Here is a 20,752-nt window from a genome sequence, read left to right as displayed (position 1 = left end):
CCGCCGGCTCAGAGGAAGTGAAACCCCGGGCGGGGGTGCATCAGGAAGTCGTGGTGGGAGATGTTCCACGCGTAGGCCCCGGCCAGCGCGAACACCACCCGGTCCCCCGCCCGCAGTTCCCCCACCGGCGCCCGCCGGGCCAGCATGTCCTTGGGCGTGCACAGCTGCCCGGCCAGCGTGACCCGGCCGTCCCGTACGGCGGGGCGCGGCCAGGGATGCGGCCAGTCGTCGGCGGGGAGCACCGTGAAGGGCTGGTCGTGCTGCCGGGTCGCCGGGGTGCGCAGGTGATGGGTGCCGCCGCGCAGGACGGCGAAGTCCTCGCCGTGGCTGCGCTTCACGTCCAGCACCCCGGTCGCGTACCAGCCGCAGTACGCGGTCAGGGCGCGGCCCGGCTCGATGCGCAGGGTCACGCCGGGGTGCCGGTCGAGGATCCCGGACAGCCCGGCGCCGAAGGCCGTCCAGTCGAAGCGCGCCGCCGGGTCGGCGTAGTCCACCGCCATCCCGCCGCCTACGTTGACCTCGGGCAGCGCGATCCGGTGGCGGGCCGACAGCCGCGCCGCCCAGTCCGTGATCCGCCCGGCCAGCGCCACCTGGGCGGCCGCGTCGAGGCCGCTGGCGAGGTGGGCGTGGATCCCGCGCAGCCGCAGCCCCGCGCATTCCGGCTCTCCCAGCAGCCGCAGGCATCCGTCGACGTCCGCCGGGTCGATCCCGAACGGGGTGGGCCGGCCGCCCATCGCCAGCGCCACGCCGTCCAACGTCTCCGGGGCCACGGGCAGGTTCACCCGCAGGAGCACGTCCACCGTCCGGCCCGGCGCGTGGCGCGCGGCCAGGGCGCCGAGCAGCCGCAGCTCGTGCGCGCTCTCGGCGTGGAAGCGCCCGACGCCCAGCCGCAGCGCCGTCTCGATCTCGGCGGGCGCCTTTCCCGGGGCGCCGAAGGCCAGCGGCGCTTCGGGCACCGCCCTGCGCACATGGGCCAGTTCGCCGCCCGACGAGACCTCGTAGCCGGTCACGACACCGCTCAGCGCGGCCAGGACCGGGGCTTCGGGGTTGGCCTTGGCCGCGTAGTACAGCTCGACGCCGGCGGGCAGCGCGGCCCGCACGGCGGCGGCGTGCTCGCGCAGGGCCGTCAGGTCGTAGAGGTAGGCGGGCAGCTCGTCGGCGGCCAGCTCGGCGAGGCGGGAGCGGACCGGGTCGGTGATCATTCGTCGCTCCGGGGCGCGAGGGGCGACGGGACGCCGACGTATCCGCTGCTGCGGTCGGCCTGGCGCCGCCAGCGGGTGAGGAGGTTGGCCTTGGCGGGCAGTGGGGCCCCGTCGAGCAGGGCGCGCAGTCTGGGCGGGCAGCCGTGTTCGGCTCCGTACGTGCGCAGCGTGGCGTGGACCCGGGCCCACAGGGCGGGCTCCAGGTCCGGATGCAGGTCGGCGAGGGCCGCCGCCAGCTCGGCGAGGTGGTTGACGAACAGGCAGTACACGACGCGGTCCCAGCCGCGTCGCTCGTCGTAGATCATGGGGCCGGCCACCTCGGCAGGCAGCGCGGCGAGCAGGCCGGCATGGTGCCCGGGCAGCAGCTTGGTGCCCTCCATGTCGCGGAAGAGCACGTGCGCCGGCCGGCCGTCGCCGTCCACGCCGATCAGCACGTTCTGCAGGTGGGGTTCGAGGACGACGCCGTGCTCGAAGTACGCCGCCAGCACCGGCGGCACCAGCAGCCGCAGGTATGCCGACCACCACTCCAGGGCGGCGTCGGGCCCGGCGCCTTCCAGCAGCCGCGTGATGTGCCCCGAGCTGGTGGGGTACTCGTCGGCCACGGCGGCGGCCAGTAGCGGGGTCACCCCGGGCGGCAGGCGGTGTTCGGGCGCTTCCCTGACGATCACGCCGAGGCCTTCGAGCAGCGCCGGGTCGCCGGGCAGCCCGAGGGTGAGGCTGCGGTAGGCGGGCTCGCGCAGCACGCCGTGGCCGGGGAAGCGGGCGGCCAGCCGGTCGAGCACGGGGGCCAGGGCCCGGGTGAGGGCGACGGCGCCGGTCAGTTCGTACGAGGCGTTCTTGCGCAGGCAGTTGGTGATGCGGACGTTGAGGCTGAACTTCAGGAACATCCCCTCGCCGTGCAGTGTGCGCACCGACGCGGTGGGCGTGAAGGGCGCTCCGGCGGTCCCCAGGTCGAGGATGTCACCGGCGGCGAGGGCGGCCCGCAGCAGCGGATGCCCGCTCAGCAGCTCGTACTGCCAGGGGTGGGCGGGCAGCAGCCGGTATCCGCCGGGCACCGGGCGAAGCCGGTCGAGCGCGGCGCCCGCCCATGGCTCCGCGCTCTCCTCGGCCACCAGCCGGGACCGTACGGCGAGATGGCGCAGCGGGAAGGCGGCGCGGGCCTCGGGCGCGTACGCGGACCAGGCGTCCGGGCCGCCGGTGCGGGCCTTGGGGGTGGGATGGAAGCGGTGCCCGAAGACCAGGGCCTGTTCGGATTCGAGATAGCGGGAGTCCGGCGCGGGCCGCTGCGCGCCGAGGGCGGCGGCGACCCCCTCGTGGCTGGAGGCGAGCTGGGCCAGGAACTCGTCATTGTTCACGCCGGTACGCGCGGTCAGCTCGGCGTGCACCTGCTCGGCGAGCTGCCGCCAGCCCAGTTCGGTCCAGCCGCCGCCCTGTTGCCGCCGTACGGGTCCGGCGAAGCGGTGGGCGCCGGTGAGCGACATACGGCGCAGGGCGACCCGCAGCACTGTCCCGTGGGCGGGCAGTCGCAGCAGCAGGTGGCCGTCGGTGACGGCGGTGCGGTGCTCGGGCCCGCACACCTCGCGCAGCAGGCAGTTGAGGAGGGTGTGGGCGACCGCGTGGTCGGCGGTGGGCAGCCCGGTGGGCACGGTGGTGTTCATGGCCGTCCTCCGTCCGGGCGTCGCAGGTAGTTCGGGCCGGTGGTGTAGTGCTTGTTGATGTCGGCCGCCCCGGACCGCTCCTTGCTGAGCAGCGTGCCGGCGGTGACCATCGCCTTGACCGGGAGGCGGGCGGCGTCCAGGACATGGGCGCGCAGCCTGGGGCCGGCCATGGCGTCGAGCCGGTCGCGTACGAGGTCGAGGATCCGGTCGCGGTGCTCCGGCAGGCCGAAGGCGAACGCCGCCGCGCACAGGTGGACGGTGATCGTGGTGAAGAGGTCGGCAAGCGGCTTGTCCCCGTCGGTGAAGGTGCGAGGGTCGGTGAAGCCGGGGACGGCCCCGATGGCGTCCTTCAGGCGGTGCGGGTTGATGCGGGGTCCGTCGTTGTCCTTGAGGAGCAGCCGGGCACGGAGCCGGCCGCAGACGTGGTCGAGGACCAGGGAGACGTTCTGCTGGTGCGATTCCAGGGCGATGCCGTACGTGAAGAGGGTGGTCTGCCAGTCGATGAGCAGCGTGAGGAAGGCGTCGAACAGGGCCGGCACATCGCCGCCGTGGAAGCGGTCGGCCAGCCGGTCGACGACCTGTCGCCCGCCGGGTCCGTCGGCGAGCAGCGCCGCCAGCGGGACGATCACGGCGCCGTCGAGGCCCGGCGGGTAGCGGCGGCGCAGCACGGCGAGGAGTTCGTGCCCGGCGTGGAGGTGCTGCTGCTCGTCGGCGAGGAGGATCCTGCCCCGGAAGCGTGGTTCGCGGTCCAGGACGGTCCGCAGGAGCCGTTCCGTGGTGGCGCCGTCCTCGAAGGTGCCGGCCTTGACGGTGCGCCGGTTGCGCAGGCCGAGGGTGGCGGTGGGCAGCGGCAGCTTGAGGTGCACGGACGGATCGTCGGAGAGGGCGACGGTGCGCATGGACAGGGTGGGCACGACGGTGAGCCGGGACGCCTCGGCCCGGACGGCCTGCTCGGGCAGGTACCGGAAGGTCAGGGGGTGGACGGGCATGGTGAGGTGGCTGTCGTCCAGGTGCGGCAGACCGAGGTCGCCGAGGGCCGGCCACCCGTCGGAGACCCCGGGGGCCGGCGGGGTCACGTCGGCCCGGGGCACCGCCGCCCAGCGAAGCGCGAAGGACGGGTGGAACTCGGGCGCGTACCCGCGCAGTTGGTCCTCCCCCAGGGCGACCCGGCCCCGTGCCGTCGGGTAGACCGGGTGGTCGCGGTAGGCCGCGAGGGTGTCGAAGGCGAGCGAGGCGGCCCAGCCGGTCCACTCCGCCGGGTCGGCGCCGTGGGTGGCGGCCAGCCGTTCCCGTACGGGCCCGGCAGAGCCGGCCTGCAGCCGCATCGTGGCCAGCGTCTGCCGGCATTCGGCGGCGAAGGCCACGAATCCGCCCCGGTCCCGAGGGTCGGCCAGGTCACCGAGGGCGCCGATGACGTGGTCGAGGCCGGTGAGTAAGGCGCCGTCCGGTTCGCTCTCCAGGAACGGGAGCCGGGCCGCGTACTCACATTGGAAGCCGTCGTCGGCGACCGGCAGCAGCAGTGCGCCGCCCGTCGGCGGGGGCGTCACGGGCAGCCGTAGCCACAGCCCGTCGGCGCGCCGAAGCGGCGTGCTGCGGGTGCGCAGGCCGACCGTGTCCTCGCGCAGCAGCGCGCTCAGCACCCGCAACAGCAGCCCGTCCTCGGCCGATTCCGCCGCCCGGTACCCGGCCGTGGTCGTCACGGTGTGATCTCCCAGTGCTGTGCCGCGATGAAGTCCGCCACGGCCCGGTTGACGGATTCCTGGTCGGTGCCGGTGGCCCGGACCACGCCGAGGAAGTCGCGGTTGGTCCGGTACACCTCGTGCCGCTCACCGATGCTCCGCAGCGGACGGTACGTCAGTCGAACGCCGTCCAGGGTGAGTTCCTGGGCGACAGGTGCGGCGGTCAGGGTGCCGGGGCGGTCGGCGCAGGGGTAGTCGAGCCGGGCCCTTCCGTCGGTGCGGGCGCCGAGGTCGACGGGCAGCGGTTCACCGAGGTGGGTGCGCAGGACGGTCTCGAAGTACGGGATGCCGAGGAGTCCGGCGAGCAGCAGGTCGCACTGGTCGCCGATGGCCCGGTAGTTCACCTCGACGAGGCGGGGGCGGCCGTCGGCCTGGAGGACGAATTCGGTGTGGCAGGCGCCGAATCCCACGCCCAGGGCCTTGAGCTGGGTGAGCAGCGCGTCCACGACGGCCGGGTCGTGGGCGGGGACGAAGTCGAGCCGCTCCTCGATGAAGTGCGGCGGGGCGGACAGCCGGGTGTGGAAGCCGCCGAGGATGTGCAGGGTGCTGCCGTCGCCGAGGGTTTCCAGGGTGTAGAGCTCGCCGGCCAGGAACTCCTCGGCGACCAGGGCCGCTTCGGGCCTGCGAGCGCGTATCCCCGCGCAGTACCGCAGCAGTTCCTCCGGCCCGGTCGCGAGGAGGACGTCCTCGCTGGCCACGCCTTCCCGCGGTTTGACGACCACCGGCCATGCCAGGTCCTGGCCGAGCAGGGTGGCGGGGTCCTGGTCCGGGCCGAGTTCGGCCGAGCGGACGGTGTCCGCGCCGGTGGCGGCGAGGTGGCGGCGCATCTGCGCCTTGTTCTTGGTGCGCAGGGCCGCCTTCCAGTCCTTGGCAGGCAGCCCGAAGTACTCAGCGGCCAGCGCGGTCTGCGTCTGGAGGTGGTCGCTGTTGGAGAAGACCGCGTCCGGGGCGTGGTGCCGGGAGATCCGGCCGATCACCTCGCGGAAGTCCCGGACCTCGCACGCGATGACTTCCACGCCGGGCAGACCGGCGTACGCGCGCCGGTGGGCGGCGGCGTGGCCGGGTTCGGTGAGGACGGTGACCTCGAGGCCTAGGCGGTCCGCGGCCGGGAGGAAGCCTTCGGTGACCGAGTCGGTCGGATTCTGGGCGAGGGCGTAGAGCCGCCGTCGGGGCATGAACACGAGATCAACTTAGGGTTGCCATACCTCAGTGTGTCAAGTTGCGTCCCGCGACCAGAGCATTAAGGTTAGCCTTACCTTAATCGGCTTTTCCGCCTGCGTGTTGACCCTGCGTGTCGACCCCTGCGTGTTGAACGGAGTGCCATGCTCACCCTGCCTCCCCCGGCCCGGGCCGCCACGCCCGCACCGGCGGCCTACGCCTTCCGGCTGCTGGCCGGAATGTGCGAGGCGCTGCCCCTGGAGGTGACGGACGGCGGCCACCCCACGGACACGTACGGCGGCACCTGGTGGGACACGGCGCAGTTGACCGCCCGCCCGGAGGCCCTGCGCGCCGTCCTCGACGGAGAGTCGACCCGCATCCTGGAGGCCTACGGACACACCGCACGCCCCGACGTCGCCGCGTCGCGCGTCCTGCACCACTACCTGTGGTCCACCGGGCTCCTGCTCGGCGGCCCCTGGTACCTGCAGCGGCGGATCCCCCTGATCCGCCCGCAGCAGCTGTGGATCGAGCCCCGGACCGGCACCTTCGCCATCGCGCCCGGCGCGTTCGCCTCGCCGACCGGCCAGGACGCGCCGCACGCCGCGCTGCGGGCGGCCTTCACGGAGTTCGTGACGCCACTGCTGGCTGCCTTCCGGCCCGTGATCAGGCGCGGACCCCGGGCGCTGTGGGGCATGGCGGGCGACGATCTGGTCTCCGCCGTCTGGTACCTCGGCCGCGTCCTCGGCCAGGAGCAGGTCGCCGTACGCGAAGCGGCCGCCCTGCTGCCCGGCGACACCCCGCCCTTCCCCTCCGCCGCGGGCTTCCGCGACCTGCGGGGCGCCTCCGGCCGCTCGTACGCGACCCGGACCAGGGCGGGCTGCTGCCTGTTCTACGTCATCCGCCCCGACGAGGCCTGCCTCACCTGCCCGCGCACGGACGACGCGGAACGGCTGCGACGGCTGGAGGCGTAACCAGGGACCAAGGACCAGGGATGTCAGCGGGCTGACACCGGGTCTTCGCCCGGCGCTCATCTCGGGAGCCGATGCTCTGACGTATGATCAGATCACGTATCGCAGCCGCCGCGGCGGCGCTCGTCTGCTCAGCGCTCCCCTTCGCGGCGGCCACTCCCGCGGAAGCGAGCCGTCAGCCCGTGAAGCACCGGACGTTCGACCTGCAAGCCCACCGGGGCGGCCTCGGCCTGCGGCCCGAGAGCACCCTCGCCTCCTTCGCCAACGGCCTGGAGACCGGGGTCAGCAGCCTCGAACTCGACGTGCAGATCACCAAGGACGGCCAGGCCGTCGTCACCCACGACCGCAAGGTCGACGGCCGCAAGTGCCTCGACACCGGCCCCGCCTTCCCCGGCGACCCGCAGTACCCCTACGTCGGCAAGTACGTGAACACCCTCACCCTCGCCCAGGTCCGCACCCTCGACTGCGGCTCGCTGACCCTGGCGGAGTTCCCCGAGCAGGTGCCCGCGCCCGGCGCGCGGATGCCGCTGCTCAGTGAGGTGTTCGACCTCGTCAAGCGCTACCGCGCACACGACGTCAGGCTCAATGTCGAGACCAAGGTCGAGGCCGGCGCGCCCACCGAGACCGCGCCGCGCGAGCAGTTCGTCCAGGTGACCGCCCACGAGATCCGGCGGGCGCACATGATCAGCCAGGTCACCATCGAGAGCTTCGACTGGGGCTCGCTGATGCGGATGCGGGAGGTCGAGCCGAGACTGCCGCTGGTCGCCCTCGACAACCACGACTTCCTCCAGGTCGGGCAGCCGGGCGCGTCCCCCTGGCTGGGCGGCATCGACATCGACGACTTCGGCGGCGACCCGCTCAGGGCCGCCAAGTCCTTCGGCGCGAGCGCCTACTCGCCGGTCCACGGCTCCCCGCAGAACGGCAAGGTCACCGACCCCGGCTACGTACCGTATGTGACCCGGCAGATGGTCGACGAGGCGCACCGGCTGGGCCTGAAGGTGATCCCCTGGACCGTCGACGACGCGCCGACCGTCAACAAGCTCATCGACGACGGAGTGGACGGCCTCATCACCGACTACCCCGACCGGCTGCGCACGATCCTCGCCGAGCGCGGCTTCGAGCTGCCGCGCCGCTACGTCGTCACTCGGCCTGCCTGAACTCCAGGCTCGCCACGGTCAGCATGAGCAGCCCGGCCGCCGCCACGATCAGCAGCTCCAGCCAGACCGGCACGTGATAGCTCCCCCAGCTGACGCCCGGCGCGTAGGCGGCGCGCGCCGCGGCGCTGATGTCCAGGTGGTCGAAGACCGCCCGGCGGATCGGGTCGACGGCGTACGTCAGCGGGTTGAGCCTCGTCACCCAGGTCAGCCAGGCGGGCAGGCCGGACAGCGGGAACATGGCACCGGAGGTGAAGAACAGCGGCATCAGCAGCATCTGGGTCAGGCCCATGAAGCCCTGGAAGGTGGGGATCCGGGCGGCCATCATCACGCCGAAGGCCGTGAGGGTGAAGGCCAGCAGCGCCATCATGCCGAGCAGCTTCAGCATCAGCGTCGCGCTGTACGGCACCCCGACCAGCCCGGCCATCGCCAGCACCACCACGCCCTGCGCGGTCGCCGTCGTCGCCCCGCCCAGGCACTTGCCGATCACCAGGGCGGTCCGGCTCACCGGGGCCACCAGCATCTCCCGCAGAAAGCCGAACTCCCGGTCCCAGACGATGGACCCGGCCGAGAAGACCGCCGTGAACAGCACCGACATGGCGAGCGCGCCCGGGTAGACGAAGGTCTTGAAGTCGACCCCCGGCACACCCTTGGTGAGCGAACCCAGCCCGGTACCGAGCACGAAGACGAAGAGCAGCGGCTGGATCAGCGCGGTGACGATACGCAGCCGGTCGCTCGAAAAGCGCAGCAGCTCGCGGAGCCACACGATCTTCACGGCGCGAACGCCGCTGTTGAAGCCGCCGCGCGGAACGGCGACCGCCGCCACGGCCGTGCTTGCCGCTACCATGATCATCGCCTCCCTCGGGCCATCATGGCCCGCATGAAGTCGTTCGCCCCGTTGGAGGACTCGGCGTCGCGGATGGTCTTGCCGGTGTACGTCATGAATACGTCGTCCAGCGACGGCCGCGAGACGCTGACCGACCGGATCGGCACGTCGAGGCCGCCGAACAGCTTCGGTACGAACTCCTCCCCCGACGCGACGTGGAAGGTCAGCTGGCCCTCGCTGATCCGCCCCTCGATCCCGAAGCGCTCTAGCAGCTGGGTCGCCGCGGCCGTGTCGTCGGCCGTCGACACCCGCACCCGGTCCTCCCCCACGCTGGCCTTGAGCGCTTCGGGAGTGTCGATCGCCACGATGGTCCCGTGGTCGATGATCGCGATCCGGTCGCAGTACTCGGCCTCGTCCATGTAGTGGGTCGTCATGAAGATGGTGATGTCCTCGGTGCGCTTCAGCTCGTCGATGTACTCCCAGATCGAGCTGCGGGTCTGCGGGTCGAGACCCACCGTCGGCTCGTCCAGGAACAGCACGCGCGGCGAGTGCAGAAGCCCCCGGGCGATCTCCAGCCGGCGCTTCATGCCGCCGGAGAACGTCATCACCTTGCCCTTGCGCCGGTCGGCGAGGTTGACCATCTCCAGCACCCGGTCCATGCGCGGGCCCAGCGCCGCGCGCGGGACGCCGTACAGCTCGGCGTGGAAACGCAGATTCTGCTCGGCGCTGAGATAGCCGTCGAGGGTGGTGTCCTGGAAGACCAGTCCGATGTTGCGGCGTACGGTCCCCCGGTCGCGTACGACATCGTGTCCGGCCACCGTCGCCGAGCCGCCGGTCGGGGTCACCAGTGTGCACAGCATGCCGATCGTCGTGGACTTGCCCGCGCCGTTGGGCCCGAGGAACCCGAAGGTCTCCCCTGCCGCCACCTCGAAGTCGATTCCCCGGACCGCCTCGACCTCGGCGTAGGTCTTCCGCAGCCCGCTCACCGCCACCGCCGGTTCCGCCATAATCGCGAGCGTACGTCGCCAGGAGGCCCTTCGGTGGGCGGACCCGTCGCTTTACGCGCCTTTTGCCGCGTACCGGTCGCGCAGCTCCCGCTTGAGGATCTTGCCGCTGGCGTTGCGCGGCAGGCCCTCCACCAGCAGCACCCGCTTGGGTGCCTTGAAGTGCGCCAGCTGCTCGCGGCCGTAGGCCACCAGCTCCTCCGCGGTGATCGCGCCGCGCGGCACGACGATCGCCGTGACCACCTCGATCCAGCGTTCGTCCGGCAGGCCGACCACGGCGACCTCCGCGACCCCCGGATGGCCGTACAGCGCGTCCTCGACCTCGCGCGAAGCGACCAGTACGCCACCGGAGTTGATGACGTCCTTCACCCGGTCGACGACGGTGAAGTACCCCTCGCAGTCGCGCACCGCCAGGTCGCCCGAGCGGAACCAGCCGTCGCGGAAGGCCTCGGCGGTCTCCTCGGGCTTGTCCCAGTAGCCCTCGCACAGCTGCGGCGAGCGGTAGACGACCTCCCCGGGCGTGCCGTCGGGCACGTCCTTGCCGGCCTCGTCGACCACCTTGGCCTCGACGAAGAGCACCGGCCGGCCGCAGGAGTCCATCCGGCCCTCGTGTTCGTCCGGTCGCAGAACGGTCGCCAGCGGACCGATCTCGCTCTGACCGAAACAGTTGTAGAAGGCCAGCTCCGGCAGCCGCTCGCGCAGTCGCTCCAGGACGGGCACAGGCATGATCGAGGCGCCGTAGTACGCCTTGCGGAGCCCCGACAGGTCGCGGTTCGCGAAGTCCGGGTGGTTGGCCAGGCCGATCCACACCGTCGGCGGCGCGAAGAGGCTGTCCGCACGGCCCGCCTCCACCAGGTCGAAGACGGCCCCAGGCTCAGGTGCGGGAATGATCGTGTTCTCGGCGCCGACCGCGAGGTAGGGCAGCAGGAAGACGTGCATCTGTGCCGAGTGGTAGAGCGGCAGCGAGTGCAGCGGCCGGTCCCGTTCCCCCAGGTCCAGGGCGGTGATGGCGCTCGCGTACTCGGCCACCAGCGCGCCGTGCGTCATCATCGCGCCCTTCGGCAGGGCGGTGGTCCCTGAGGTGTAGAGCAGCTGCGCCAGGTCCTCGTCCACCACCGCCGGCCAGGACCGTGGCGGCACCGCGGTGCACAGCCGGTCGAGCAGCGAGTCCGCGCTGTCGCGCAGCGGCAGGACCCGTACGCCGAGCGGCAGCCGGTCGGCGAGCTTGGGGTCGGCGAGAACCAGCGAGCTGCCCGACTGCTCGACGAGATAACGCAGGTCGTCACCCTCGAGGTTGTGGTTGACCGGTACGTGGACCAGCCCCGCCCGCGCGCAGCCGAGGAAGCCGATCAGATAGGCGTCGGAGTTGTGCCCGTAGGCCGCCACCCGGTCTCCGGGCCGCATCCCCTCGGCCAGCAGCACGGCTGCTGCTCCCGACACGGCCTCGTCCAGCTGGGCGTACGTCCAGGTGCGGTCCCGGTAGCGCACCGCCGTACGCCGTGGCACCCGCCGCGCGCTGCGCCGCAGGACCCCGTCGACCGTGTTGCCGCGCACCGCGAGCATCTCCGACCTCCCGACCCCGTCCGTACCGCTACCGCTCCCGAGCCCGTTGCGTCAGCGTCGCACCTTCGCCGGCCTCTTGGCGAGAGCCCCGACATGCCTTACTTCCTGGTCAGTCGCACCACCGGGATATCCCGGGAGGTCTTCTTCTGGTACTCCGCGTACGGACCGTAGACATCGATCAGGTGCGGCCAGACGCGCGCCTTGTCCTCGGGCGGAAGGGTCTCGGCCAGGGCCTCGAAGCGCTCCGTGCCGACCCGCAGCCACACCTGGGGGTTGATTTCGAGGTTCCGGTACCACTGCGGGTGCTCGTCCGCTCCGCCCTGTGAGGCCACGATGAGGTAGCCGTCCCCGTCCTGGCCGTAGATGAGCACGGTGCGGTGCCAGTCGCCGCTGCGGCGTCCCCGGTAGTCCAGCAGCAGGCAGGGCGAGCCCTTCATGTCGGTGGCCTCGGTGCCGCCCGACTCCTCGTACCGGCGGGCCTGTTCGGCCACCCAGCCGGAAGGGCTCTGCTTCACATTGTCCGGATCGTAATCAGTCATACGTCCACCGTACGACTCGGGTGGGCAGAAAGCGGCGTGGCGTGCCCGTCGTCGCGTGGGGCGCCGTTGACTATTGATGCTCCGTCAACTCTGTCCGACTTCTGGGGGGACTGTGACACGACAGGCGGCCCGGGTGCGTGTGGCGCTCACGGCGCTGGCGACGCTGGGCACTCTGATCGCCGGGACCGGCACGGCGGGCGCCGCGAAGGCGCCCGCCGTCCGGTACGACGGAGCGGCCAAGCGGCTCGCGCAGGGGGTGCAGTACCGGGAGTTCTCCTACGACGCGTCGCACGGGCAGGCGCACGGACACCTGCTGACGGTCGATCTTCGCGACCCGAAGGTGAGCGTGGACCTGCTCACCCCGGGGGCGGTCGCCGCCCGGGCTCCGGTGTCGCAGCTCGCCGACGCGCGCGGTGCGGTCGGCGGGGTGAACGCGGACTTCTTCAACATAAGCGAGACCCAGCACCCCGGCGTCGACGCGACCGGCGCCGCCGTCGGCCCGGAGATCTCCTCCGGGAAGCAGCTGAAGGCCGCCGTGCCGGACGGCCAGCGCTTCGGCCCGCCGCTGCCCCCCGGCACCTCCACCGAGGACGTGCTCGGCGTGGGCACCGACCGCACCGCACGGCTCGACCGGCTCACCCTCAGCGGCACCGTTCACTCGACCCTCGGCGACCTGAAGCTGCGCGGCTTCAACCAGTACGCCATCCCCGTGGACGGCGTCGGCGCGTACACCCCCGCCTGGGGCACCGCCTCGCGCGTCCGGGCAACCTGCGGCACCGACACCGTACGGGCGGCGCCGTGCAGCGACGACACGTACGAGGTGACGGTGCGCCACGACCGGGTGACCCGGGTGGCCGGCTCGCCGGGGCGCGGGGCGATCGCCGCCGGATCGGTCGTCCTGGTCGGGCGGGAGGCCGGCGCGGACGCCCTGCGAAACCTGGCGGTCGGGGACAAGGTGTCGGTCAGCCGCCGCCTCGTCGCCGCCCGGCACAGCGGTTACCGCTTCGCGGTCGGCGGCTTTCCGGTGCTGCGCGGCGGAAGTCCGCTGACCGGCCTGGACAACGGCACGGCCGCCACCCGTACCGCGGCGGGCTTCGGCAATGCCGGCCGGGTGCTGTATCTGCTGGCCCTGGACGGCAACGCCGAGACCGGGGCCGGGCTGACCATCCGTGAACTCGCCTCCCTCATGAGCGACATCGGGGCGAGCAGCGCCGTCAATCTCGACGGCGGCGGCTCCTCGACCCTGGTCTCCCGGGATCCGGGCGCGTCCCGTGTGACGGTACGCAACCATCCCTCGGGCGGCGCCGAGCGCGCGGTGCCCAACGCCATCGGGGTGTTCTCCCGCCGCTGATCACAGCCCCGGGGCGCCCCAGACGGGGAACCAGCGGGACAGATCCTCCTCGACCCGCAGGTCATTGCCGATCAGGGCCCTGATCTGCAGCTCCAGGGCACTGTCCCGCTTCTCCCCCTCCCGGGGCGCGAAGGGGAAGAAGGCACCTCGCTTGTAGAGGTAGACCAGCGCGAGTGAGCGGCCCTCCGCGTCCCGGAACCCGGCCAGCGAGCAGAGCAGCTGCGGCCCGAAGCCATGGCTCTCCAGCGCCGAGTTCACCGCGTGCAGGTCGGTGACCAGGGACGCCATGTCGTCGGGGGCGTGGCGTACGAGCAGCCACGTGTAGCCGTACGAGTCCTGGCTGGACTCCACCGGCGCACTGCCCTCGCCGGTGTCCATGTCCAGCAGCTTCCGTACGTCCTGCTGGACTTCCGCGAAGGCGCCGCCCTCGACGGCCGCGAAGCACACCGAGCCCAGGCCGGTCGGCTTGAACCCGGCCGCGGCTTCGAGGGTGATCGCGGCCGACGGCAGCCCGAAGAGCTGGTCGAGGTCCGGCTTGACGGGCTTGGTGCGGCCGAGCAGCACATCCAGGAAACCCATCAGCGGCGGCCCAGCTCGACCGAGATCCGTCCGAGCTGCTCCAGGCGCTGCTCGAGCGAGGGGTGAGTGGACAGCAGCTTGGACAGGGACTCGCCGGAGGAGAAGGCGGGGGCGAAGTAGAAGGCGTTGAACGGCTCGGCCTTGCGCAGGTCCCTGGTCGGGATCGTCGCCATCTGCCCGGTGACCTTGGTGAGCGCCGAGGCCAGCGAGGAGGGGCGGCCGGTGAGCAGCGCGGCCGAGCGGTCGGCGGAGAGCTCACGGTAGCGGGACAGCATCCGGGTGAGCAGGAAGCTGATCGCGTAGACGACCGCGCTGACCAACGGGATCAGGATGACCGCCATCTGCGTGCCCGGGTCGCGGCTGCTGCGGCCGAGGCCGCTCCACAGGCCGATCCGGGTGATGAGTCCGGCCAGGACACCGAGGAACGAGGCGATGGTCATCACCGCGACGTCCTTGTGCGCCACATGGGAGAGCTCGTGGGCGATGACGCCCTCCAGCTCGTCCGGCTCCAGGCGGCGCAGCAGCCCGGTGGTGGCGCAGACGATGGCCGCCTTCTGGTTGCGCCCGGTGGCGAAGGCGTTGGGCACGTCGCTGTCGGCGACGGCGACCTTGGGCTTGGGCATGTCGGCGAGCGCGCAGATCCGGTCGACGACGCCGTGCAGCTCAGGGGCCTCCTCCGGGGTGACCTCGCGGGCTCCCATGCTGAAGGCCGCGATGCGGTCGCTGAACCAGAACTGGGCGATGAACAGTCCGCCGGCGATGATCAGGATGAACGGCCAGGATCCGCGCAGCAGGGCGAGTAGCGCCCCTACGAAGACCACGTACAGAAGTCCGATCAGGAACATCGTGACCGTCATTCTGGTCGTCAGTCCCCGGTCAGGTGCGAAGTGAGACCTGTCCTTGGCCATGGCCCCTCCCGATTTCCTGCGGGCCGCGGGGTAGCGGTGGTGCGGTGGGTGCGGCTCGTCGTGCTCCGCTGTCGATGTCGATTGTGCTCCTACTACAACGTGTGCGACGAGCCGCCTGCGGCGATCAGCGTGACACGTCGAGGATCAACTTGCCGTAAGTGCGGCGGGCCCGCAGGTCCTCGTGGGCCTTGGCCGCCTCCGAGAGCGGGTAGACCCCGCCGAGCTGCGGCCGGAGCCGGCCGTCGGCGGCCATGGCGAGCAGCTCGGCCATCGGCTCGCGGTACATGCCGGGGCGGCCGAGGCAGTGCATCAGCCAGAAGCCGACGACGGCCCGGGAGCGGGCCATGAGCTGGGCGGCCTGGATGGGGGTCGGCGGTACGCGGGAGGCGAGCCCGTACGTGACCAGGCGGCCGAAGGGCGCGAGTGCGGCGAGGGAGGCGTCGAAGACCGGGCCACCTGTCATCTCGAGGACGATGTCGACCTTCTTGCCGTCGTTCGCCTCGGTCAGACGCTCCTTCAGGCTCTCGGCGTCGTCGGTGCTCGGATCGATTGCCACGTCGGCGCCCAGTTCCAGGGCGAGGTCGCGCTTCTCCTTGGAGGAGGCGGTGGCGATGATCCGGCCGGCGCCGAAGGCCTTGGCGAGCTGTACGGCGAGTGAGCCGGTGCCGCCCGCGGCCGCGTGGACGACCACGGACTCGCCCTCGGCGATGCGGGCCGAGGTGCGCAGCAGGTGCCAGGCGGTCAGGCCCTGCACGACCAGGGCGAGGGCCTGACCGTCGGTGACGCCGTCCGGGACCTCGTGAGCCAGGTACTCCTGGACGACGGCCTTCTCGGCGTAGCCCCCGTTGTCGGTGAGGGCGACCACGCGGCGGCCGTCGGGGGTGCGGCCGACGACCTCGCCGCCGGGCACCAGGGGAAGGGCCGCCTTGGACAGGTAGGAGTTCTCGACCATGTGGGTGTCGGCGTAGTTCACGCCCGCCGACGAGACCTCCACCAGCACCTGGCCGGGCCCGGGCACGGGGTCGGGCAGCTCCGCCTGCCGCAGCACTTCCGGCCCGCCGAACTCGGTGATCTGGATCGCGCGCACCGCGACTCCTTCCATCGTCTTGCTGGGTACGGGACCACGCTACCGTCAACACCGACCAGTCGGTATGTGACATCCGCCGCGACACCGGAGGAATGTGGGAGTCCGCGCTCTATTCGCCGACGCTCGCAGGGAGTTGCCCATGCTCAGGCGCACCAAGCTCTTCGGCAGGAAAACCCGCGTCACCTTCGCCCTCCCGGCCGACCAGCCGCCCGGCACGGTGAGCGTCGTCGGCGATTTCAACGGCTGGGAGCCCGGCCGCCACGCCCTCGTGCCGCGCCGCAACGGCACCCGTACGATCTCGGTGATCCTTCCTTCGGGGGTGCACCGCTTCCGCTATCTGGCCACCGGTTCGGTGTGGTTCGACGACGACAGCGCCGACGGCGTGGACGGTCAGGGCAGCCTGCTGGAGCTCTGACCCGTACGCGGGGTGGTGTGCACGGTCGTACGCCGGGTGGAGCCCGCCCGACGGGGGCGTCGTCCGGCGCTCGCCGCGGAGATCGGCGCTGACGGTTAACCCGACCGCCGGTCGCTGATTGAGCGTCCGTGGCCCCCGGCCCGTATGGTCGTGCGTAGTGCTGGAGCCGGGACTTGCGGTGGGGAGCGACTCGCGGCGGCGCGGGCGACCGCGTGGACCGGAAGGGCGAGAAACGTATGTGGCGTCGGCTCCCTGTCCGTCAAATATGCTGCGTGGCCCCCCTCCTGCTGGTCGCCGCGCTGGCGTTCTGGCGGTGGCCGATGGTGGATTCCGGCACCGACCAGCTGGGCTCGGCGGACCGGGAGTGGCTGCTCCTGGCGGCCGGTGCGGCGCTGCTGACCTGGGTGTGCTCGGCTGCCGCGCAGCAGGGGGCGGTGCTGGAGCAGTTGCCGCCCTGGCGGTTGCTGGCGACGTCGTTCGCGGCCTCGGCGGCCAATCACATCCTTCCGGCCGGCGTGGGCGGCAACGCGGTCAGTCTGCGCTTCCTGGTCCGCTGCGGGCTGTCGCCGAGCCGCTCGGCCGCCGCGCTGACGGTGCGGGCGGTGGCGGGCGGGATCGTGCGGGTGGCGCTGCTGCTGGGGCTGCTGCTCGCCTTCCCGCACGCGCTCGCCGTGCACCGGGTGGGCGTGCACGGCCGGCCGGACAACTCGCTGGTCATCGGGGTGGCCGTGCTGCTGTGCGCGGTGGTGGCGGGGCTGGCCGGGGTCCGGCGGGTGCGTACGATGCTGCGTTCGTTCCTCGGCACCCTGGCGACCGACGTGCGGGCGGTACATGGGCGCTCCGCCCGGGTGGCGGCGCTGTGGGCCGGCTCGGTGGTCTTTCCGGTGGCGCACGCGGCGGTGCTGGTCGCGGCCGTACGGGCGCTGCACGCGCCGGTGCCGGCCGCGCATGTGGCGGTGGCGTATCTGGCGGGGAGCGCGGCGGCCGCGCTGCTGCCGACGCCGGGCGGCCTGGGCTCGCTGGACGTCGCGCTGGGGCTGGCCCTGGTGACGGCGGGGACGACGGCGGTCGTGGCCACCTCCGCGGTGCTGGCCTATCGCCTCGTCACCGTATGGCTGCCGCTGGTGCCGGGGGTGCTGGTGCTGGCAGCCCTGGTACGCCGGCGGGTGCTCTGACGTGCGGGTTCTCTTCGGCGTGCTCGGCGCCCTGGTGGTCGCCGGGACCTTCTCCTCGGTCCTGCGCACCCTGGTGATCCCCCGCCCGACCCGGTCCAGCTTCACCCGCACCATCCAGGCGCTGGTCCGCCGGATCTTCCAGACGGTGGCCGACCGACTGGACGATCCCGAGGCGAAGGACCGGGTGCTCGGACCGGTGGCCCCCCTGTCGATCCTGGTGACGCTGGTGTGCTGGCTGCTGGCCTTTCTGGTCGGCTACGCCATGCTCCAGGGCTCGGTCAGCGAGCTGGGGCCCCTCGAGGCCATCCGCGAGGCGGGGTCTTCGCTGTTCACCCTCGGCTTCGCCAGCAGCCACCACGTCGACCTCACCGCGATCGACTTCTGCGCCGCGGCGACCGGGCCGATCGTCATCGGGCTCCAGGTCGGCTATCTGCCGACCATCTACAGCGCCTACGCGCGCCGCGAAACCGAGGTGACCCTGCTCTTCGCCCGGACCGGCACCCCGCCCTGGGGGCCCGAGATCCTCGCCCGGTACGCCCAGGTCCAGCTGCTGGACAAGCTCACGGAGCTGTTCCACAACTGGGAGCGGTGGAGCGCCGAGGTCAGCGAGAGCCACACCTCGTACCCGATCCTCATCCACTTCCGCTCCCCCAGGGCCGACCGCAACTGGCTCATCGCCCTGCTGTCCGTCCTCGACGCCGCGGCGCTGCGGCTGGCCTTCAACCCCAGCAGCCCGCAGGCCGAGGTCCGCATGGGGCTGCGCGCCGGGTTCATGTGCCTGCGCGACCTCGCCGACGTCCGGGGCTTCCCGTACGACCACGACCCCACCCCCGACAGTCCCATCGAGCTGACGTACGAGGAGTTCCTGACGGGGGTCGGCCGCATGGCGGAGTACGGCTATCCGATGGAGCGCACGCCCGAGGAGGCCTGGCCGCAGTTCCGTGGCTGGCGGGTCAACTACGAAGGCCTCGCGCACCGCTTGGCCCATGACATCGACGCTGTCCCCGCCCCCTGGTCCGGGCCCCGCCGGACGGCCGAGTCCGTTGTGGTGCCCACGACGCCGGTGGACCGGCGGCCTACCGCCCCGTCATGAACTCGGAGGTGCGCAGCGCCCGTTCGGTCACCCGGACGTCCCCGACGGTGCCGTGCAGGATCTGGTCGATCTTTCCGCCGTACTCGTAACCGCCGAGCAGCCAGGGCAGGCCGAGGGTGGTGAGGCCCTGCGCGGGCGTGGCCGGATTGCGCGCCACGGGGCAGCTGTCGACGTACATGGTGGTGTGGCGCCTGTCGTTGACGACGGCGACGTGCCACCAGGTGTCGAGCGGCAGTTCGTGGCCCCAGTTGGTGACCGGGCCGTCCTGGTTCAGGGGGTAGACCGCCCACTGGAGTTCGCGGCCGCCGGAGAGGCTGAGGGTGGCCACCGGCTCCTGCGCGTCGCCGTTGGTCTTGCCCGCGTCGCCGCTGAGGCCCCAGCGACTCAGCAGCGCGGCCCAGCCGTTGCGGTCGCCGTCCCAGTCGGCGGGGAGCTTGAAGAACGCCTCGACGGTGTAGCCGGAGGGGAAGGTGGCGGCGTTCAGCGGGGCGTCGGCGGCGGTGCGCAGATAGGCGCCGTGCAGCGGGCTCTTGTCCCCCGCGAAGACGATGCTGCCGTGGCCGGGCTGGTCGGGGTGGTGCTCAGCGGACCAGGTGAGCGCCCCGGCCGGGGTTCCCGGGACGGTGACCCGGGTGAGGTCGTTGCCGCGGCCGGTGAGGTCGGGGACGCGCAGGTCGTCGGCGGCCGCCGAGCCGTCCTGGTGGGCCGCGCCGTCGAAGCGCCAGTACGCGACGGTGCCGGGGATCAGGAGCCTCGCCGCCGGGCGGGCCGGGCGGGCCGGGACGGGGGCGAAGCCGGAGAACCGCTGCCCGAAGTCGATGTCCAGGGAGAACCGGTCCTGGGGGCCGGTGAGTTCGATCTCCTGGGCCTCCAGTTCGTTGAGGCCGTCGCGGCTGCCCGTGCGGCCGAGGATCCACGGCGAGATCGTCTCGACGTCGAGCGTGCCCCGGGCCAGGTCGAAGCGGTAGAGGCGGATCATCCCGGCGCCGCCGTAGTAGCGGTTCTGGTAGTTGGTGATGTGCAGGTGGACGTCGTTGCCTGCGCGGTTCTTGCGGGTGGTACGGGCGGGCGGCCAGTAGTGGCCGTTGAGGGTGAGGAAGATCTGGTCGTGGTCGGCGATCAGTTCGTCCCACAGCTGCTGCCCGTGGTCGGAGAGCCGCGCCTCGTCCCCGTACTGGTCCGCGTAGACGATCTCGTGAGTCGTCAGGATCACCGGGGTGCGCGGGTGGTCGGCGATGACCTTGCGCGCCCAGGCGATGCCGGCGGCCGAGGGCCGCCAGTCCAGCGCCAGTACGAGCCATTCGCGGCCGGCGGCGCGGAAGAGGTGGAAGGTGTTGTAGCCGTCGGGCGACGCGCCGCCGAAGCCGGGCGTGGAACGGAAGCGCTGCGGGCCGAAGGTCTCCAGGTACGGGGTGGCGCCGCGCTGGTCGTCGGTCGAGGAGTCGAGGTCGTGGTTGCCGGCCACCACGCTGTACGGGACACCGCTGCGGTCGAGGGTCCGGAACGCCTTGCCTATGGCCGCGAATTCGGCGGCCTGGCCGTTCTGGGTGAGGTCGCCGAGGTGCGACATGAAGACGATGTTCTCGTCGCGGCCGTTGTCCAGCAGGTACCGGAAGGACGCCTCGACCGGCGCCGGGTGGATGCTCGCCCCGTCGAAGAGGTACTGCGTGTCCGGCATGACGACAAAGGTGAACCTCTGGTCCTCGGTGTCGGGCCGCCAGTCGCCGCGCCCGGCGGCGGCCGCCCGAGGCGCGACGGCCAGTCCCGCCATCGCGGCGCCGGCCCCCACCAACCCGGCACCCATGAGCAGGGAACGGCGGCTCGCGCCGAGTTGGGGCCCTTCGGGCTGGTGATGCGGACTGCACATGGCCTTCTCCGTGTTCCGTGTTCCGTGATCGTCACTGCGAACCGGAACGGAACGCTACGGTCGGCCGCCCCAAGCGCACGGCGCAGCGCCCGGCAACACCCGGAGAAGACTGCGTGAACGCCCGGTCAGATCCCCGGCTACGGCACCGGCTGCGGCGCGGGCGGGCCGACATAACGGGCGGAGGGCCTTATGATCTTGCTGTCTTCCGCCTGCTCAAGGATGTTGGCGCTCCAGCCCACGACGCGGGCACAGGCGAAGGTCGGAGTACTGCATTCCCCCGGGGGGCGACCCCCCGTACCCCCACGACACCCCAACCGGACCGCCCGACGCCCAGCGGCACTTCGCCGCACACCACCTCAGTCCGCCGGCACCGGCTACGGCACCGGCTGCGGCGCGGGCGGGCCGACATAACGGGCGGAGGGCCTTATGATCTTGCTGTCTTCCGCCTGCTCAAGGATGTTGGCGC

The 20,752-nt window shown here is 72.1% G+C and carries 19 protein-coding genes and 1 pseudogene; 6 read left to right on the top strand and 14 right to left on the bottom strand.

Features of this window, described 5'->3' with window-relative positions; genetic code table 11:
- Positions 1 to 8: 8 nt before the first annotated feature.
- Genes ACFXJ5_RS18555 through ACFXJ5_RS18540 form a run of 4 tightly spaced genes read right to left on the bottom strand, consistent with a single transcriptional unit; the run spans position 9 to position 5,774 of the window.
- Complete coding sequence (locus tag ACFXJ5_RS18555) at positions 9 to 1,202, bottom strand: type III PLP-dependent enzyme (RefSeq protein ID WP_384631644.1); 1,194 nt, start codon at positions 1,200 to 1,202, stop codon at positions 9 to 11.
- Positions 1,199 to 2,860, bottom strand: a complete 1,662-nt coding sequence (locus tag ACFXJ5_RS18550; protein WP_384631643.1) for an IucA/IucC family protein — start codon at positions 2,858 to 2,860, stop codon at positions 1,199 to 1,201. The genes ACFXJ5_RS18555 and ACFXJ5_RS18550 overlap by 4 nt, the downstream gene beginning before the upstream one ends.
- Positions 2,857 to 4,560, bottom strand: a complete 1,704-nt coding sequence (locus tag ACFXJ5_RS18545) for an IucA/IucC family protein (RefSeq protein ID WP_384631641.1) — start codon at positions 4,558 to 4,560, stop codon at positions 2,857 to 2,859. Before ACFXJ5_RS18545 ends, ACFXJ5_RS18550 begins: the two co-directional genes overlap by 4 nt.
- Entirely contained in the window at positions 4,557 to 5,774 is a 1,218-nt protein-coding gene (locus tag ACFXJ5_RS18540; protein ID WP_384631879.1) for an acetyl-CoA carboxylase biotin carboxylase subunit family protein, read from the bottom strand. The genes ACFXJ5_RS18545 and ACFXJ5_RS18540 overlap by 4 nt, the downstream gene beginning before the upstream one ends.
- A gap of 147 nt (positions 5,775 to 5,921) precedes the next feature.
- Between ACFXJ5_RS18540 and ACFXJ5_RS18535 the strand changes: the two genes are divergently transcribed.
- Positions 5,922 to 6,728, top strand: coding sequence for a (2Fe-2S)-binding protein (locus tag ACFXJ5_RS18535; RefSeq protein ID WP_384631639.1), 807 nt, complete (start codon positions 5,922 to 5,924; stop codon positions 6,726 to 6,728).
- An 83-nt stretch (positions 6,729 to 6,811) separates the two neighbouring features.
- Positions 6,812 to 7,882 carry a glycerophosphodiester phosphodiesterase family protein gene (locus ACFXJ5_RS18530; protein ID WP_384631637.1) on the top strand — a complete coding sequence of 357 codons (1,071 nt, stop codon included), beginning with the start codon at positions 6,812 to 6,814 and terminating at the stop codon, positions 7,880 to 7,882.
- Here ACFXJ5_RS18530 and ACFXJ5_RS18525 read toward each other — a convergent pair.
- The 4 genes from ACFXJ5_RS18525 to ACFXJ5_RS18510 form a co-directional block, all read right to left on the bottom strand.
- Positions 7,866 to 8,726: an ABC transporter permease gene (locus tag ACFXJ5_RS18525; RefSeq protein WP_384631635.1), complete on the bottom strand. Its 861-nt coding sequence runs from the start codon at positions 8,724 to 8,726 to the stop codon at positions 7,866 to 7,868. The two genes, ACFXJ5_RS18530 and ACFXJ5_RS18525, sit on opposite strands and share 17 nt — an antisense overlap.
- 2 nt (positions 8,727 to 8,728) lie before the next feature.
- Complete coding sequence (locus ACFXJ5_RS18520) at positions 8,729 to 9,712, bottom strand: ATP-binding cassette domain-containing protein (protein ID WP_384631633.1); 984 nt, start codon at positions 9,710 to 9,712, stop codon at positions 8,729 to 8,731.
- A gap of 51 nt (positions 9,713 to 9,763) precedes the next feature.
- Entirely contained in the window at positions 9,764 to 11,272 is a 1,509-nt protein-coding gene (locus ACFXJ5_RS18515; RefSeq protein WP_384631631.1) for a fatty acyl-CoA synthetase, read from the bottom strand.
- Positions 11,273 to 11,370: 98 nt separating this feature from the next.
- Positions 11,371 to 11,811, bottom strand: coding sequence for a nitroreductase family deazaflavin-dependent oxidoreductase (locus ACFXJ5_RS18510; protein ID WP_384631629.1), 441 nt, complete (start codon positions 11,809 to 11,811; stop codon positions 11,371 to 11,373).
- Between the two features lie 133 nt (positions 11,812 to 11,944).
- Between ACFXJ5_RS18510 and ACFXJ5_RS18505 the strand changes: the two genes are divergently transcribed.
- The gene (locus ACFXJ5_RS18505) at positions 11,945 to 13,162 is read left to right on the top strand and encodes a phosphodiester glycosidase family protein (protein WP_384631628.1); all 1,218 of its coding nucleotides are present in this window, start codon (positions 11,945 to 11,947) and stop codon (positions 13,160 to 13,162) included.
- On the opposite strand, the gene pspAB is transcribed toward ACFXJ5_RS18505, so the two are convergent.
- The 3 genes from pspAB to ACFXJ5_RS18490 form a co-directional block, all read right to left on the bottom strand.
- Entirely contained in the window at positions 13,163 to 13,741 is a 579-nt protein-coding gene (gene pspAB / locus ACFXJ5_RS18500; protein WP_384631626.1) for a PspA-associated protein PspAB, read from the bottom strand.
- Positions 13,741 to 14,649, bottom strand: coding sequence for a zinc metalloprotease HtpX (gene htpX / locus ACFXJ5_RS18495; protein WP_384631625.1), 909 nt, complete (start codon positions 14,647 to 14,649; stop codon positions 13,741 to 13,743). Before htpX ends, pspAB begins: the two co-directional genes overlap by 1 nt.
- Positions 14,650 to 14,773: 124 nt before the next feature.
- The gene (locus tag ACFXJ5_RS18490) at positions 14,774 to 15,736 is read right to left on the bottom strand and encodes a zinc-binding alcohol dehydrogenase family protein (RefSeq protein ID WP_384631623.1); all 963 of its coding nucleotides are present in this window, start codon (positions 15,734 to 15,736) and stop codon (positions 14,774 to 14,776) included.
- Positions 15,737 to 15,875: 139 nt separating this feature from the next.
- On the opposite strand from ACFXJ5_RS18490, the gene ACFXJ5_RS18485 reads away from it, so the two are divergent.
- From ACFXJ5_RS18485 to ACFXJ5_RS18475, 3 genes are all read left to right on the top strand, one after another.
- Positions 15,876 to 16,151 carry an isoamylase early set domain-containing protein gene (locus ACFXJ5_RS18485; protein WP_384631621.1) on the top strand — a complete coding sequence of 92 codons (276 nt, stop codon included), beginning with the start codon at positions 15,876 to 15,878 and terminating at the stop codon, positions 16,149 to 16,151.
- Positions 16,152 to 16,423: 272 nt separating this feature from the next.
- A complete protein-coding gene (locus tag ACFXJ5_RS18480; RefSeq protein ID WP_384631620.1) occupies positions 16,424 to 17,326 on the top strand; it encodes a YbhN family protein in 903 nt (300 codons plus the stop codon).
- Between the two features lies 1 nt (position 17,327).
- Positions 17,328 to 18,419: a hypothetical protein gene (locus tag ACFXJ5_RS18475; protein ID WP_384631618.1), complete on the top strand. Its 1,092-nt coding sequence runs from the start codon at positions 17,328 to 17,330 to the stop codon at positions 18,417 to 18,419.
- Here the strand turns inward: ACFXJ5_RS18475 and ACFXJ5_RS18470 are convergent.
- The 3 genes and pseudogenes from ACFXJ5_RS18470 to ACFXJ5_RS18460 form a co-directional block, all read right to left on the bottom strand.
- The gene (locus ACFXJ5_RS18470) at positions 18,403 to 20,286 is read right to left on the bottom strand and encodes a LamG-like jellyroll fold domain-containing protein (RefSeq protein WP_384631616.1); all 1,884 of its coding nucleotides are present in this window, start codon (positions 20,284 to 20,286) and stop codon (positions 18,403 to 18,405) included. The genes ACFXJ5_RS18475 and ACFXJ5_RS18470 overlap by 17 nt on opposite strands.
- A gap of 137 nt (positions 20,287 to 20,423) precedes the next feature.
- Positions 20,424 to 20,636 carry a citrate/2-methylcitrate synthase gene (locus ACFXJ5_RS18465; RefSeq protein ID WP_384631614.1) on the bottom strand — a complete coding sequence of 71 codons (213 nt, stop codon included), beginning with the start codon at positions 20,634 to 20,636 and terminating at the stop codon, positions 20,424 to 20,426.
- 24 nt (positions 20,637 to 20,660) lie between these two features.
- A pseudogene (locus ACFXJ5_RS18460) lies at positions 20,661 to 20,752 on the bottom strand (citrate/2-methylcitrate synthase); the annotation flags it as partial.

Source organism: Streptomyces sp. NPDC059373 (assembly GCF_042751495.1).
Lineage (GTDB): Bacteria > Actinomycetota > Actinomycetes > Streptomycetales > Streptomycetaceae > Actinacidiphila.
This window is presented reverse-complemented; position numbering and strand designations above follow the sequence as displayed.